The sequence below is a fragment of the Pseudoalteromonas sp. S327 genome (assembly GCF_005886415.1).
GTDB classification, from domain to species: Bacteria; Pseudomonadota; Gammaproteobacteria; order Enterobacterales; family Alteromonadaceae; genus Pseudoalteromonas; species Pseudoalteromonas atlantica.
Genome location: NZ_PNDP01000047.1, coordinates 1 through 12,824 on the forward strand (window position 1 = coordinate 1; position 12,824 = coordinate 12,824).

14 protein-coding genes are annotated in these 12,824 nt (G+C 41.8%); 3 read left to right on the forward strand and 11 right to left on the reverse strand.

Annotated elements, in window-relative coordinates; all coding sequences use genetic code 11:
- Positions 1-88: 88 nt before the first annotated feature.
- From CWB60_RS14830 to CWB60_RS14850, 6 genes are all read right to left on the reverse strand, one after another.
- Positions 89-1,285 carry a dipeptidase gene (locus CWB60_RS14830; RefSeq protein ID WP_029773025.1) on the reverse strand — a complete coding sequence of 399 codons (1,197 nt, stop codon included), beginning with the start codon at positions 1,283-1,285 and terminating at the stop codon, positions 89-91.
- Positions 1,286-1,349: 64 nt separating this feature from the next.
- Positions 1,350-1,604, reverse strand: a complete 255-nt coding sequence (locus CWB60_RS14835; protein ID WP_004589625.1) for a YheU family protein — start codon at positions 1,602-1,604, stop codon at positions 1,350-1,352.
- A complete protein-coding gene (locus tag CWB60_RS14840) occupies positions 1,601-2,593 on the reverse strand; it encodes a hydrolase (RefSeq protein ID WP_024033940.1) in 993 nt (330 codons plus the stop codon). Before CWB60_RS14840 ends, CWB60_RS14835 begins: the two co-directional genes overlap by 4 nt.
- Before the next feature lie 111 nt (positions 2,594-2,704).
- Complete coding sequence (locus CWB60_RS20750) at positions 2,705-2,851, reverse strand: hypothetical protein (protein ID WP_004589623.1); 147 nt, start codon at positions 2,849-2,851, stop codon at positions 2,705-2,707.
- A 245-nt stretch (positions 2,852-3,096) separates the two neighbouring features.
- Entirely contained in the window at positions 3,097-3,519 is a 423-nt protein-coding gene (locus tag CWB60_RS14845) for a TIGR02444 family protein (RefSeq protein ID WP_055255260.1), read from the reverse strand.
- Positions 3,503-5,425: an ATP-binding cassette domain-containing protein gene (locus CWB60_RS14850; protein ID WP_138579363.1), complete on the reverse strand. Its 1,923-nt coding sequence runs from the start codon at positions 5,423-5,425 to the stop codon at positions 3,503-3,505. The genes CWB60_RS14845 and CWB60_RS14850 overlap by 17 nt, the downstream gene beginning before the upstream one ends.
- Positions 5,426-5,557: 132 nt before the next feature.
- Between CWB60_RS14850 and CWB60_RS14855 the strand changes: the two genes are divergently transcribed.
- The gene (locus CWB60_RS14855; RefSeq protein ID WP_004589620.1) at positions 5,558-5,761 is read left to right on the forward strand and encodes a YheV family putative zinc ribbon protein; all 204 of its coding nucleotides are present in this window, start codon (positions 5,558-5,560) and stop codon (positions 5,759-5,761) included.
- 24 nt (positions 5,762-5,785) lie between these two features.
- On the opposite strand, the gene CWB60_RS14860 is transcribed toward CWB60_RS14855, so the two are convergent.
- Both CWB60_RS14860 and CWB60_RS14865 read right to left on the reverse strand, forming a co-directional pair.
- A complete protein-coding gene (locus CWB60_RS14860; RefSeq protein WP_004589619.1) occupies positions 5,786-5,998 on the reverse strand; it encodes a SlyX family protein in 213 nt (70 codons plus the stop codon).
- On the reverse strand, positions 5,985-6,983 hold the full coding sequence (locus CWB60_RS14865) for a WD40 repeat domain-containing protein (RefSeq protein ID WP_024033936.1): 999 nt from the start codon (positions 6,981-6,983) through the stop codon (positions 5,985-5,987). Before CWB60_RS14865 ends, CWB60_RS14860 begins: the two co-directional genes overlap by 14 nt.
- 204 nt (positions 6,984-7,187) lie before the next feature.
- Here CWB60_RS14865 and fkpA point away from each other — a divergent pair, with 204 nt between their 5' ends.
- Positions 7,188-7,934, forward strand: a complete 747-nt coding sequence (gene fkpA, locus CWB60_RS14870) for an FKBP-type peptidyl-prolyl cis-trans isomerase (protein ID WP_004589617.1) — start codon at positions 7,188-7,190, stop codon at positions 7,932-7,934.
- A 58-nt stretch (positions 7,935-7,992) separates the two neighbouring features.
- On the opposite strand, the gene CWB60_RS14875 is transcribed toward fkpA, so the two are convergent.
- The gene (locus CWB60_RS14875) at positions 7,993-8,463 is read right to left on the reverse strand and encodes an Rsd/AlgQ family anti-sigma factor (protein WP_055255262.1); all 471 of its coding nucleotides are present in this window, start codon (positions 8,461-8,463) and stop codon (positions 7,993-7,995) included.
- A 524-nt stretch (positions 8,464-8,987) separates the two neighbouring features.
- Between CWB60_RS14875 and hemE the strand changes: the two genes are divergently transcribed.
- Complete coding sequence (hemE, locus tag CWB60_RS14880; protein WP_024033935.1) at positions 8,988-10,052, forward strand: uroporphyrinogen decarboxylase; 1,065 nt, start codon at positions 8,988-8,990, stop codon at positions 10,050-10,052.
- 68 nt (positions 10,053-10,120) lie between these two features.
- On the opposite strand, the gene sthA is transcribed toward hemE, so the two are convergent.
- Positions 10,121-11,551, reverse strand: coding sequence for a Si-specific NAD(P)(+) transhydrogenase (gene sthA, locus CWB60_RS14885; protein ID WP_029774151.1), 1,431 nt, complete (start codon positions 11,549-11,551; stop codon positions 10,121-10,123).
- 13 nt (positions 11,552-11,564) lie between these two features.
- Positions 11,565-12,698: an acyl-CoA desaturase gene (locus CWB60_RS14890; protein ID WP_138579361.1), complete on the reverse strand. Its 1,134-nt coding sequence runs from the start codon at positions 12,696-12,698 to the stop codon at positions 11,565-11,567.
- Positions 12,699-12,824: the final 126 nt, after the last annotated feature.

Genomic DNA, 12,824 nt, shown 5'->3' on the forward strand with positions numbered 1-12,824 from the left:
ACGCCGTGCTATTAATTAAATTTTTTGACAACTGACAACTGACAACTGACAACTGACAGCTTACAGCTTACAGCTTACAGCTTACAGCTTAGTGCTTTTTCGCATATGCTTCGGCTTGCTTCCAAACCCTTAGCGTATTTTCGCTTAAAATCTTTTTAATGTCTGAATCGCTGTAGCCTCTGTCCATTAAGCCTTGTACTAGGTTAGGGTAGCTAGATACATCCTTTAAGCCAATCGGCAACGAATCTCCAACCCCATCGTAGTCAGAGCCAATGCCCACGTAATCAATGCCAATAAGCTCTACAACGTGATCAATATGATCAAGTACTTGCTCAAGGCTTGCAAACGGGAATGGGTTTTTAGCGCGGTACGCTGCATCAAAGTCTTTACTTGGCTTAGTGCCTTCTTTTTTAACGGTCTCTTTAGTGCTTTTAAGGTCTTTGTACCACGCACCGGCTTTAGAGGTTACAAAGCTTGAGCCAAAGTTAATTTGAATAACCCCGCCATTCTTTTTAAGCGCCAATAACATGTCATCATTCATATTACGCTCAAAGCCTGGCGTGTATTTGCGCAGTGAAGAGTGTGAAGCAATAACCGGCGTTTTAGATAGCTCCATTACCTGATAAAACGCATCATCTGATATATGTGATACGTCAATTAGCATACCGACGTTGTTCATTTCAGTAATTAGCTTTTTACCAAATGGGCTTAAACCTTTCCATTTACGGCGAATATCGTATGACGAGTCAGAAATATGGTTGCTTTGCGAGTGCGCAAGCGTGATGTAGCGTACACCTCGGTCAAAAAAGTGCTGAAGGTTTTCCATTTTTCCTTCAATTGGCGAGCCATTTTCCATGCCCATCGCAATTGATAGTTTGCCTTGCTCAAATTGCGCTTCTATATCCGCTGTTGAGCTAGCAATAGCAAATTTTTCAGGGGCGCGCTGTGCAATGGCTTCCATGCTATCAATCATTTGATTGGCTAGCTGGTAGCTTTTACCTTTGCCTTCAAATTCTAAGTGAGCAGGAATATAAATCGACATAAAAGGGGCGTTTAACCCCCCTTGTACTGCGCGAGGGTAGTCAAAGTCGCCGCCGTCGGTGGCTTTAGTTACATCAACCCATTTTTCGTGGATACGATAAGGTACATCAATATGGGTGTCGATTAAAATAGTGTCTTTTGCTAGTTTTACTGCTTTGTCTGACGGGCTTTTTACTTGCTCTGCAAAGGCTTGTGGTGTTAAAGCTAGTGATATGGCTACCACTAGAGTGCTGAGTTTTATCATGTTTTGGCTCTTTGGGTAAAAAGCCATTGTGTACGTTCAGCTCAAAAGTTACAAGTGTTAGGCGTTAATCAAACGACTGTGCTTCATGCTCTTCGCTTTGCAGTGCTTTAAATTCATTTTTTGAAATAATAGTGACCGACTCATGTAGCTCAGAAAAAAACACCATCGCTTCACCATTTCTAAGCTGCTGATTAACCTGCGCTACTTTACTTTGAATACTCACTTCTTGCTCACCATAATCGGTGCCTTCACGAAGCACGTAGCTTTCAATTAGGTTATAGAGGGTGTCTTTATCAAGTTGTTCAAAAGGGATAATCATAACTGCTTACTGCTCGCTTTAGTGGGGACGTGCTGGCCAAAATAATGAGGGACGGCTTGTTCAAGCCAAAATACTGGCCTAAACGGATTATTACCACTAATAAACCCTACGTGGCCGCCTTTTTCAGAGACGCTCAGGGTAACATGCTCACTCACATCTTGCCTACTTGGCACGGCTTTAATCGACAACATTGGATCGTCCTTGGCATGAATTATTAACGTAGGAATCGCAATATGCTTTAAGTAAGGCATTGCGCTGGCTTGGCGATAGTAATCGTGTGCGTTTTCAAAGCCATGCAGTGGAGCGGTTAGTTGATTATCAAACTCTAGTAAATCGTCAATTTTCATTAACTGCTCAGAGGTAATAGGTATTTGCTGCTTAATTTGTGGCAATTTACGCTGCATTGATTTTTTCATTCTATCGAGCAAGTACTTTTGATAAATCTTGCCTAAGCTTTTGCGAATAACATCGCTTGATGATGATAAATCATAAGGAGCCGAGACCACGGCTGCAGCACTTAAGGGGCAGTTTTCGCGCTCTTCGCCTAGGTATTTAGCCAGTACATTGCCCCCTAACGAAAAACCAACAGCCATAATAGGGCGGCTGGGGAATTGCTCCCTTAAATGATTTATAAAAAAAGCTAAATCGGCTGTATCGCCACTATGATAAGCACGGGGTAAGCGGTTAACTTCACTTGAGCAGTTTCTAAAGTGCATAAGTACTACGGCATAGCCTTGCTTTTTTAAGGCTTTCATCATGCCTTTGGCATAAAAGCTATTTATGTTGCCTTCAAGACCATGTAAAACCACAGCAAGGGGAGCGTTTTCATTATGAGGCAGCGACCATGCAAGTTCAATAAAATCGCCGTCGGGCGTATCAAGTTGCTCAAGTTCGTAGGACGTATTGTGAAATGGACGGAAAAAACGCGGCATTATGGTTTGAACGTGACGATTGGTCATCCACCATGCTGGTTTAAACTTATTGATCATGTTTGTACTACGCACTATGAAAAAAACGAAACGTTAGTGTACCAAATTTTTCGCTTTATAAAATAAAAAGCGCCTAATCAGTAACCTGAGTAGGCGCTTTGTGCGTCGTGCTTAATGATGCTCGGGAACTTCAGCCTCGCTAATTTTTTTAATAAAGTAAAAAGCGTAAAATAGGCAAAGAGAAATCACGACGCCTAAAATCCCAAAAGACATAAATAAAACAGGGTCGCTAAAAAAGTCTCTAAAGAATACGTTCATGATTAATCTCCTCGTTCAGTTGATGGAGACATCATAAAGTGACTTTGCAAAGCATAATGTGATCGAGATCAAACTATTTCCCTGCGTGGAAAAAGTAACCAAGTAAAGTTGATGTAGATCATGTTTTAGGGGCTATTCAGTTCCTACTACAGCGCCTATAGGCTTTGAAGAATCAATCGGCTTAAAGATTTTTTGCACAAAGAAAATAGAATGAACATTTAGAAGAGGGTATAAAAACTGACAGCCTAAGTCGCTTTCACATACAGCTCAATATTGTTTGGCTTTACAGCTTCTAAAAAGCTAAGTTTATTCGCTGTATCAATCAGTATTTGCTGTTGTTGCTTTTCAAGCTTTAATTCGGCGCTTAATAGCTCTTGGCGTATTTTTGCATAGTCGCTGATACTTTCTTGATTGGCTTTTAAATACTTGCGCGTTGCACGCAGTGGCTTAAGTGCCTGCGTATCAAACTCATTAATAGATGCTATTAACGCACTGAGCTGCTCGGCATTAATGCTTAGCTTAAGTGAGTCTAAATACAGCAAAAATAAGCACAGATTAACGTTTTTACCTTGCTGGTTTTGTAGCGCCAGCAAGGTTTGTTGTTGCCCTGGCTTTGCGTACAAAGCGCAGGCAAATTGCCAAAAGTCGTTTTTATTGAGCAAGTTCATCGGCAAAGGCCTGCTCTTTTTCTTCCATTTCTTCAAGCGCCATCAGTAGCTCTTCTTCAGTGTCGTTTACTTTAGGGGTAAGCGTTGCTTGCTTAGCGATTAGCTCTTTTAACTGGGCTTTGTTATCGTCGTTGTAGAGTGTGTTGTCGCCAAGGGCTACTTCAACTTCGCTAAGCTCTGCAGTAAATTTATCGAGCTGCTTTTCAAGCTTTTCAATTTGTTTTTTAAGCGGTTGAATGGCTTTTCTAAACTCAGCTTCTAGGCGCTTTTGCTCTTTACGATTAACGCTTGGATTTGCTTTTGGCTCGTCAGGCTGCTGGCTTTTAGCGGCTTCTTTATTTGCATTGAGTAACCATTGGTAATAGGCATCTAAATCGTAACCAAATTGAGTGACTTTGCCATCATCGACTAAATAAAATTCATCGGCGGTGTTTTTAAGCATGTGGCGATCGTGCGATACGGTAACCATGGCGCCTTCAAAGCCTTGTAGTGCCATTACTAGCGCGTGGCGCATTTCTAAATCAAGGTGGTTAGTTGGCTCATCAAGTAGTAGTAAATTGGGTTTTTGATACACTAACATGGCTAGCACTAAGCGGGCTTTTTCACCGCCCGAAAACGGCGCCACGGGCTCAAGTGCTTTATCGCCAATAAATGCAAAGCCACCTAAAAAGTCACGCAATGATTGCTCTGTGGCCTGTGGGTTTAAACGTTGAATATGGGTCACTGCGCTGGCTTTTAAATCAAGAGATTCAAGTTGGTGCTGCGCAAAGTAACCAATATTTAAGCCATGGTGCTGAACCACTTTACCTGCTTGCGGCTCAAGCTCGCCCGCTAATAGCTTTATAAGCGTTGATTTACCCGCGCCGTTACGACCGAGTAACGCAATACGACTGCCAGGAACTAGGTTTAGCGCGATATTATTTAAAATAGTAACATCGCCATAACCTGCTTTTGCTTTATCTAGGGTCATTAGCGGGTTAGGCAGGGCTGTTGGCTCGGCAAATTCAAAGTCAAACGGTGAGTCGGCATGCGCAGGTGCCAGTTTTTCCATACGTTCGAGTGCTTTTACACGGCTTTGTGCCTGTTTGGCCTTACTGGCTTTGGCTTTAAAGCGAGTTATAAACTGCTCAAGATGGGCAATTTGCTCTTGTTGTTTTTCAAACATTGCTTGTTGTTGTAACAAGCGCTCTGCTTTTTGGCGTTCAAACTGTGAGTAGTTACCTTTGTACACATTAATAAGCTGTTTATCGACATGCCAAATTTGATCAACCACGGCGTCTAAAAACTCGCGGTCATGAGATATAAGTACCAAGGTGCCTGTGTAGGCGCGTAAAAAGCGCTCAAGCCAGTAAACGGCATCTAAATCAAGGTGGTTGGTAGGCTCATCGAGTAATAGTAAGTCGGCATCGCGAATAAGTGCTTGTGCAAGGTTTAAACGCATACGCCAACCACCAGAAAACGCGCTTACAGGGTTTTCTATTTGGTGATTAGCAAAGCCTAAGCCGTACAGCAATTCGCCCGCTTTTGACTCTATGCTGTAGCCTTTAATATTTTCAAGCTGAATATGTACTTTGGCTTGGGTGTCACCATCGCTTGTTTGCTCAGCTTCACGCAGGGCAATGCGCAATGCATAGTATTCAGGGTGACCTTGAAGTACATAATCAATGGCGCTTATTTCAAGGGCTGGGGTTTCTTGTTTTACAGAAGCAATAGACCAATCTTTAGGTATATTGCAATCACCCGCATCGAGTTGCAGCTCAGATTTTAATAAACTAAATAAGGTAGATTTACCACAGCCATTAGCGCCAACTAAGCCCACTTTGTGTTGTGGAAATAAAGTAGCCGAGGCATTTTTTAATAAGGCTTTTCCGCCACGAAGTAGTTCTATTTCTGAGATTTGGATCATGAATGCGTTACTTTACTGTGCCCTGGTTAAGTTGGCGCTATCATACCATAGAACGTATTGCTCTTATCAAGCGTATCAACATAGGAAGTTATACGATAAAATATGTGCAGTTCAAACCACAGGAAAAATGTTGTGAGACAAAAGAAGCGATTTATTGCTGGTGCATCGTGCCCTGAGTGTAAAGCCATGGATACCATGATGCTGTACAGAGAACATGATGTTGAAAAAGTAGAGTGTGTGGAGTGTGGCCACAAAATGGCGCAACCCGATAACGCTGTTCAGGCATCTACTCGCCAATTTGAACAAGTAATTGGTGTATTTAAACCGGGCGATTAACCCGGTTTTTATTTTTTACCCACCTTAGTAATGTGGCGGAGGCGGCTCTTGCATTTGCGACATTAGCGACGGCTGCTGCGCTTCTTTAAGTTTTTCTGCTAGTAACTCAGTTTGGCGCTTCATTTTTGCTAGCTGCTGTTGGTGTGCTTTTAGCTCGTCATTTAATATTTCTATTGTTTCGTCTTGAAAAGCAACTTTTGCCTCAAGCTCCATTAAACGATTTTCAATTGTGTTCATTTGCTTCTCGTATTGTAAAGTGCTCTGCAATTCCGCTCGAGCTCTCGGTTAACAACGACTTGCCGTTATCTATAAACGTTACATCTAGCACCACAGCCGATTTAGGCTTACTGCCTTCACGTGGTGTGACTTGCCAAGTTTGAATTTTTTCTCCGCTGGGTAACTGCCATAAATCAACGCGCTTATTGGGCGAGCCTGTGGCCAGCAATGTACCTTGTTCGTTAAAGCGTACCGCAGTAAAAATTTTCTGACGCGCAATATACGCCAGTTTACTCACAAGATCACCTGTAGTCAGCTTCCATACATGTGCTTGCTTCATACTATCTGCGGTAAATGCGTAGCGACCTTGTGGGTCTAGGGTTACTTGGGTAACACGAGTCGGGTGATTAAAGCGATGAATTACTTGCCCTGTACGTGTATCCCAAAAATAAGCAACGTAATCGTTTGAGCCGCTTAAGGCGTAGCGCCCATTAGGCGATAAATCAACGGTGTTTACTTTGTCTTGGTGGCCTAAAAACTCAATGCGGCGTCCGGTTTCTAGGTTTAAAAATACCACTACGCCGTCGCTTCTGCCGTATAAAACACTGCGGCCTTGGTTACTTATCGCAATATCGCGAATAGTGGCTTGTTGAATTTTATAATAGCCGCGGTTTTCGCCGCTGCTAATATCCCACACGGCAAAGGTGGTTTTTTCTGCGGTAACAGCCACGCTATTATCAAACGCAATAGCCACAGCATACACTAGGCTTTCTTGTGATTGCTGTTGAAACCATTGATATTTTAGCACCTGCTGTTGATTATCCCACAGGGCGACCCCATGGTGAATGGAGGAGACTAGGCTGTATTTACCATCGTTAGATACTGCCGAGGAAAACGCACCCTGTGCTGCGTGTTCAAAGCGTTGTGCAGCTTGCTGTTTTTGATCGCTACAAGCTAGGGCTAATAAACAGCTAAAAGCGATTAAAAAAGTACGAAATATCGACATATTACAGGTATTTCCTCTTAACTCTTAGTGACTGAGAGGTTAGACTAGGTCACGTTGAAGGCCTAGGGTGTTTGTCTAATCACTATAATAGGTTAGGTTTTAATTTAGTTAGTTATTAAACAAGCAGCCTATCATGTAGGCCGTTAATCTTTAACTAGTAATAATACAATAAATGACAACTGCAAAGTGTGTCGGAGATTTAAAATGAAAAAGACGATTAGATTGTCATTGATTGCAGCGTCGGTTTTAGCGCTTACAGCTTGTAATCAAGAAGCAAAACAAGAACAAGCTGAAGTTAAATTAGACACTGTAGAGCAGCAACAAGCATACGGTATTGGTGCATCAGTAGGTAACTTTTTAAATAAAGACCTAGCTGATAAATCAGAGATTGGTATTGAACTAGACCAAGCACTATTAATTCGTGGTTTTGAAGACGCGCTTGCTGGTAATGCAAAAATCGATGAAGAAAAAATCCGTGAAGTGCTAACTGAGCTAGATACATCAGTGCGTGCAAAGCAAGAAGCTAAAGCTAAAGTTGAGTCTGAAAAAAGCAAAGAAGCAGGTAAAAAATACCTAGAAGAAAATGCTAAAAAAGAAGGCGTAACAGTAACTGAGTCAGGTCTACAGTACGAAGTACTTAGCGAAGGCGAAGGCGAAAAGCCAGCAGCAACAGACGTAGTTAAAGTACATTACAAAGGTACTTTATTAGACGGCACTGAGTTTGATAGCTCTTATGCGCGTAACGAACCAACTACTTTCCCTCTTAACCGTGTAATTGCAGGTTGGACTGAAGGTTTACAGCTTATGTCAGTAGGGTCTAAGTACAAGTTCACTATTCCTTCTGAACTTGCTTACGGCGATCGTGACCTAGGTAAAATTCCAGCTAACTCAACGCTTGTTTTTGAAGTAGAACTACTTGAAATTCAAGATGACGAAGCACCTGCGCAATAAGCGGTAGCTTATAACGCAAAAAGGGACCATAACGGTCCCTTTTTTGTAGGCTATTTTATTAATCTGTGTGGTTAGAAAACAAATTATCTATTAGCTCATCTTCTAGTTCAAAACGCGCTTCTAACGTTTCGCCAAGTACCGACAAATCGTTATCAAACTCTGCTAATAAGTCCTCTTTACCTACTTCTGCGTATTTATCGTTAAAGTCTAAAGCAATATCTGTTGTGCTAGAAATGCGCGGGTAAATTGTATTTGCCAGCTCTTGGCTTTCAAGGCCCTTGCTTTCGCAGGCTTTTGCAATGTCATCGTACACTTCAAAATGGCCGGCAGATAAGTAATCCATTAAAATTTGGCAAAATGATTGAATTTGTTCTGGCTCTGGTAAGGCGTGATCTTTTTTGTCGTATGGCGAAAACCCAGCCATTTTACAATAAAGTACAATTAACTCTTGGCGCTCGTTTAACCATTTATCAATGACAGTATGGCTACCACCCCATTTTTGTTGAGCTTTCTCTACGCGCGTCAGCATTACTGTTCTCCTAAGCTGGGTCACTTTTATGGTTAAATTTAAATTTTCTTATACATCAAGATATATTTTATTTAAGTGTATATCAACAAGTAAAAGGTATGAGCTGGTGCATGAGTGTATTTATTGTAGGTAAATTATTATTTTATTGCAGGCAAGAAAAAACCACCGGTTAAGGTGGCTTAATTTCTTGTTTTGGCCTGTTAATACAAGCTTTCTTATTGTTATAGAAGATTTTTGTTATTTTTATTATAAATATTTTTGTTATTGTTGTTTAAGATTTTTATTATTGTTCTTGTTAACGCGGGACAAACAATACCAAGGTTTTTGTTATGTTGCAAACATATTAACAAAAAGTTTTTATTGTTAGTTCTTTTTGGTTATTTAACACTCAAATGTGACTAAATAAGCAACAAAATAGGTTCTGTTAGCTGTAACACATGTTTTACGAGCTTAGCGATAGAGAGCCGGAGAATATGGTGGTACAATCTTGAACAATTTCTATAAGCCTCAGGATTATTTACGCTATGAGCGAATTAAAAAACGACCGTTATTTACGTGCACTTGCAAAACAACCCGTTGATGTAACACCGGTATGGATGATGCGCCAAGCAGGACGCTATTTACCAGAGTACCGTGCTACACGTGCACAAGCGGGCGATTTTATGAGCCTGTGCCGTAATGCTGAGCTTGCATGTGAAGTAACACTACAACCACTTCGCCGTTACCCGTTAGATGCTGCTATTTTATTTAGTGACATTTTAACTATTCCCGATGCTATGGGTTTAGGTTTGTACTTTGAAACCGGTGAAGGCCCTAAATTTGAAAACCCTATTTCGTCACTTGCTGATGTTAAAAAGATTCCTAAGCTAGACCCAACTGACGAGCTTGGCTATGTAATGAACGCAGTAAGTACTATTCGCCGTGAACTTAAAGGCGAAGTGCCACTAATTGGCTTTTCGGGTTCACCGTGGACACTAGCAACTTACATGGTTGAAGGTGGAAGCAGTAAAGTATTTGGTAAAATTAAAAAAATGGCGTTTGCAGAGCCGCAAACACTACATTTACTACTAGATAAACTAGCTGATTCAGTCATTGATTACTTAAACGCACAAGTAAAAGCTGGTGCGCAATCGTTAATGGTATTTGACTCGTGGGGCGGCGTATTAAGCCCGCGCGATTACAACGAATTCTCACTGCAATACATGCATAAAATTGTTGATGGTTTAATTCGCGAATACGACGGCCGTAAAGTGCCGGTAACGCTATTTACCAAAAATGGTGGTCAGTGGATTGAAGCAATTGCAGCAACAGGCTGTGATGCAGTAGGTCTTGATTGGACTATTAATATTGGCGACGCTAAACGTCGTGTAGGCGATAAAGTTGCATTGCAAGGGAATATGGACCCGTCAATGCTTCACGGTACGCCTGATCGTATCCGCCAGGAAGTAGGCACTATTTTAGAAGACTTTGGCACAGGTGATGGCCACGTATTTAACCTAGGCCACGGTATTACACCAGATGTAGACCCAGAAAACGCCGGTGTATTTATTAATGCAGTACATGAGCTAAGCGCGCAATACCACAAATAACAACCGTAGTATTAATAGCTATTAAAAAGCCCGCTAATTAGCGGGCTTTTTGCTGTGTAGTAATCGGGTTAAGTAAATAACCTATTTAATCCATTTAACGCCGCAACACGGTAGGCTTCTGCCATCGTTGGGTAGTTAAATGTGGTATTTACAAAGTAGTCAACAGTGTTGCCTGCCCCTTTTTGTTCCATAATGGCTTGGCCAATGTGAACAATTTCTGAGGCACGCTCACCAAAGCAATGCACGCCAAGTACTTCTTTTGTTTCACTGTGAAACAATATTTTTAAACTACCAACTTCTGTGCCCGCAATTTGCGCACGAGCCAAGTGCTTAAACTGAGCACGACCAACTTCATACGGTACTTTTGCAGCGGTTAGCTGTTGCTCTGTTTTACCTACCGAACTCATTTCAGGAATAGTATAAATACCGGCCGGTATATCTATAATTAGCTTATCTTCGCAATTACCGCAGGCAATAGCATCGGCAGCTATACGGCCCTGATCAAATGCAGCACTCGCTAAGCTTGGGTAGCCAATTACATCACCTACTGCGTAAACGTTGTCTACCTCAGTTTGGTACATTTCGTTGACTTTAAGTTGGCCTCGACCATCGGCTTTTAAACCAATAGCTTCAAGGTTTAGCGTATCGGTATTACCTGTGCGCCCGTTAGCAAATAAAATACAGTCGGCTTTTACACGCTTGCCCGATTTTAAATGCATTACAACGCAATCTGAGCGCGTTTCTATACGATCAAACTCTTCGTTATGACGAATAACAATACCGCTGTTCCAAAAGTGGTAGCTAAGCGCGTCAGAAATTTCTGCATCCATAAAGGCTAATAAGCGGTCGCGCGTGTTTACTAAATCTACTTTAGCGCCTAAGCCTTTAAAGATTGAAGCGTATTCACAGCCAATAACACCCGCACCGTATATAAGTACACGTTGTGGGTCGTGCTCTAGGCCTAAAATAGTATCGCTGTCGTAAATACGTGAATGGCTAAAGTCGACCTCAGGTGGGCGGTATGGGCGCGAGCCAGTAGCAATTACAATGGTTTTAGCGGTAATACGCTCTGCTGAGCCATCAAGGCGCTTAATTTCAACCGTGTGTTTATCTACAAAGCTCGCATCGCCTTGGTACATATGAATGCGGTTACGGTCGTAAAAGCTGCTACGTAAGTTTGACTGCTTAGAAATAACAGAACTTGCATGGCTTAAAATATCAGGAAACGTTAAGCGGCTAGGGCGCTCGCCAACATTAAAAAGTGGGTTTGCTTTGTATTCAATATAGCGGCTAACCGAGTGGCGTAATGCTTTTGAAGGAATTGTTCCCCAATGTACACAGCCACCGCCAACAGCTTGTTGGCGCTCAATAACCGCTACTTTTTTATCGTTTTTCGATAGGTTCATGGCGGTGCCTTCACCGCCAGGGCCCGTACCAATAATTATTGCGTCATATTGGTAAACTACGGGTGCTTTTTTTTGTTCTGGTTGTTTGGCCACAGCCACTCCTAAATTAATTAAAAGAGGCTTTTAATAACCTCGCATTAAGTGCTAGCCATGCCTGTTTTTGATTTTCCCAGGCGGCTTCCAGCTCATGGTATTGTGTCATTAATGCTGATTGTTCACACTGCTTTGCCATGTTATTTTTTTTAGCTTCTAACACTTGTTTTTGTAGTGAACAGTAATTTTGCAGCTTTTTCAGCAGTAAATCGTACTCTTGTTGTAATAATGTAAGCTTATCTTGCGCTAAAGGCAATTTTGAAAGGCGCGTTTGCGTTTTACTCATTAGCGTTTCGGCTTTGGCTTTTTCTATGCGCTCAACCGGGGTGCGCTTTAATTTACTGGCTAAACCGAGCGCTGCTAAAGAACGAATCATCCATTTAGTTGGGTCGTAATGAAACCACTTAATACCGTTACGGTAATCGCTTGCAAAAATATGGTGGAAGTTATGGTAACCCTCGCCATAAGTAAATAACGCTAAAAAGCCATTATCGCGTGCAGTGTTTTTCTCAGTGTATGGGCGTGAGCCCCAAATATGAGCCAATGAATTAATGAAAAAGGTAAAGTGCTGGCTCAATACTAAGCGTAATAAACCTGCAAGTAGTAGTATACCCCACACATCGCCTACTAATAAACCAAGCGCAAGCGGTAAACCGACATTCATGGCTATAACAAGCTTTAAGTAGTGTTTATGCTGCCACATAACAATTTTATTGCGCTGTAAATCGCGACAATTACTGTAATCGTTATAACTATCGCCTTGGTAATCACGTAGCATCCAGCCAATGTGGCTGTACCAAAAGCCGTTAGTTGCGGCGTAAGGGTCTTTTACTGGGTCATCTACTTGGCCGTGGTGTATACGATGATCGCTACTCCAGTGCAACGCACTGTTTTGCAAAGCAAATGCGCCACCAAGGGCAAAAATAAATTCTATTGCAGGGTGTACGTTATAGGCTTTATGCGCCCATAATCGGTGGTATCCGGCAGTGATAGATAGGCCTGCGTAAAACATACAGCCTACAAATGCAATCCAATGCGCGCTGGTAAATCCGTAACTAATGCCGTACCAAGGTACAAGTGTGACAGCCGCCAAAAAGGTTAGGCTAAAAAATAGGACGTTTGTCCAAATAATCGGTGGTTTATTCATCGTTTTTACTCTCAGCGTACAACTGTAAGCTAAAATAGTGTTTCAATCTCTTGGCGTCAAGTATTAGACTAGACAATTCGGCTAATTATCATTAAAACTTCATATAAAATTACTCAGGGAGCTGTG

Excerpts from the sequence above, each read along its gene's own strand:
- CWB60_RS14830 (WP_029773025.1), bottom strand. The coding sequence starts at position 1,285 with ATGATAAAACTCAGCACTCTAGTGGTAGCCATATCACTAGCTTTAACA.
- CWB60_RS14835 (WP_004589625.1), bottom strand. The coding sequence starts at position 1,604 with ATGATTATCCCTTTTGAACAACTTGATAAAGACACCCTCTATAACCTA.
- CWB60_RS14840 (WP_024033940.1), bottom strand. The coding sequence starts at position 2,593 with ATGATCAATAAGTTTAAACCAGCATGGTGGATGACCAATCGTCACGTT.
- CWB60_RS20750 (WP_004589623.1), bottom strand. The coding sequence starts at position 2,851 with ATGAACGTATTCTTTAGAGACTTTTTTAGCGACCCTGTTTTATTTATG.
- CWB60_RS14845 (WP_055255260.1), bottom strand. The coding sequence starts at position 3,519 with ATGAACTTGCTCAATAAAAACGACTTTTGGCAATTTGCCTGCGCTTTG.
- CWB60_RS14850 (WP_138579363.1), bottom strand. The coding sequence starts at position 5,425 with ATGATCCAAATCTCAGAAATAGAACTACTTCGTGGCGGAAAAGCCTTA.
- CWB60_RS14860 (WP_004589619.1), bottom strand. The coding sequence starts at position 5,998 with ATGAACACAATTGAAAATCGTTTAATGGAGCTTGAGGCAAAAGTTGCT.
- CWB60_RS14865 (WP_024033936.1), bottom strand. The coding sequence starts at position 6,983 with ATGTCGATATTTCGTACTTTTTTAATCGCTTTTAGCTGTTTATTAGCC.
- fkpA (WP_004589617.1), top strand. The coding sequence starts at position 7,188 with ATGAAAAAGACGATTAGATTGTCATTGATTGCAGCGTCGGTTTTAGCG.
- CWB60_RS14875 (WP_055255262.1), bottom strand. The coding sequence starts at position 8,463 with ATGCTGACGCGCGTAGAGAAAGCTCAACAAAAATGGGGTGGTAGCCAT.
- hemE (WP_024033935.1), top strand. The coding sequence starts at position 8,988 with ATGAGCGAATTAAAAAACGACCGTTATTTACGTGCACTTGCAAAACAA.
- CWB60_RS14890 (WP_138579361.1), bottom strand. The coding sequence starts at position 12,698 with ATGAATAAACCACCGATTATTTGGACAAACGTCCTATTTTTTAGCCTA.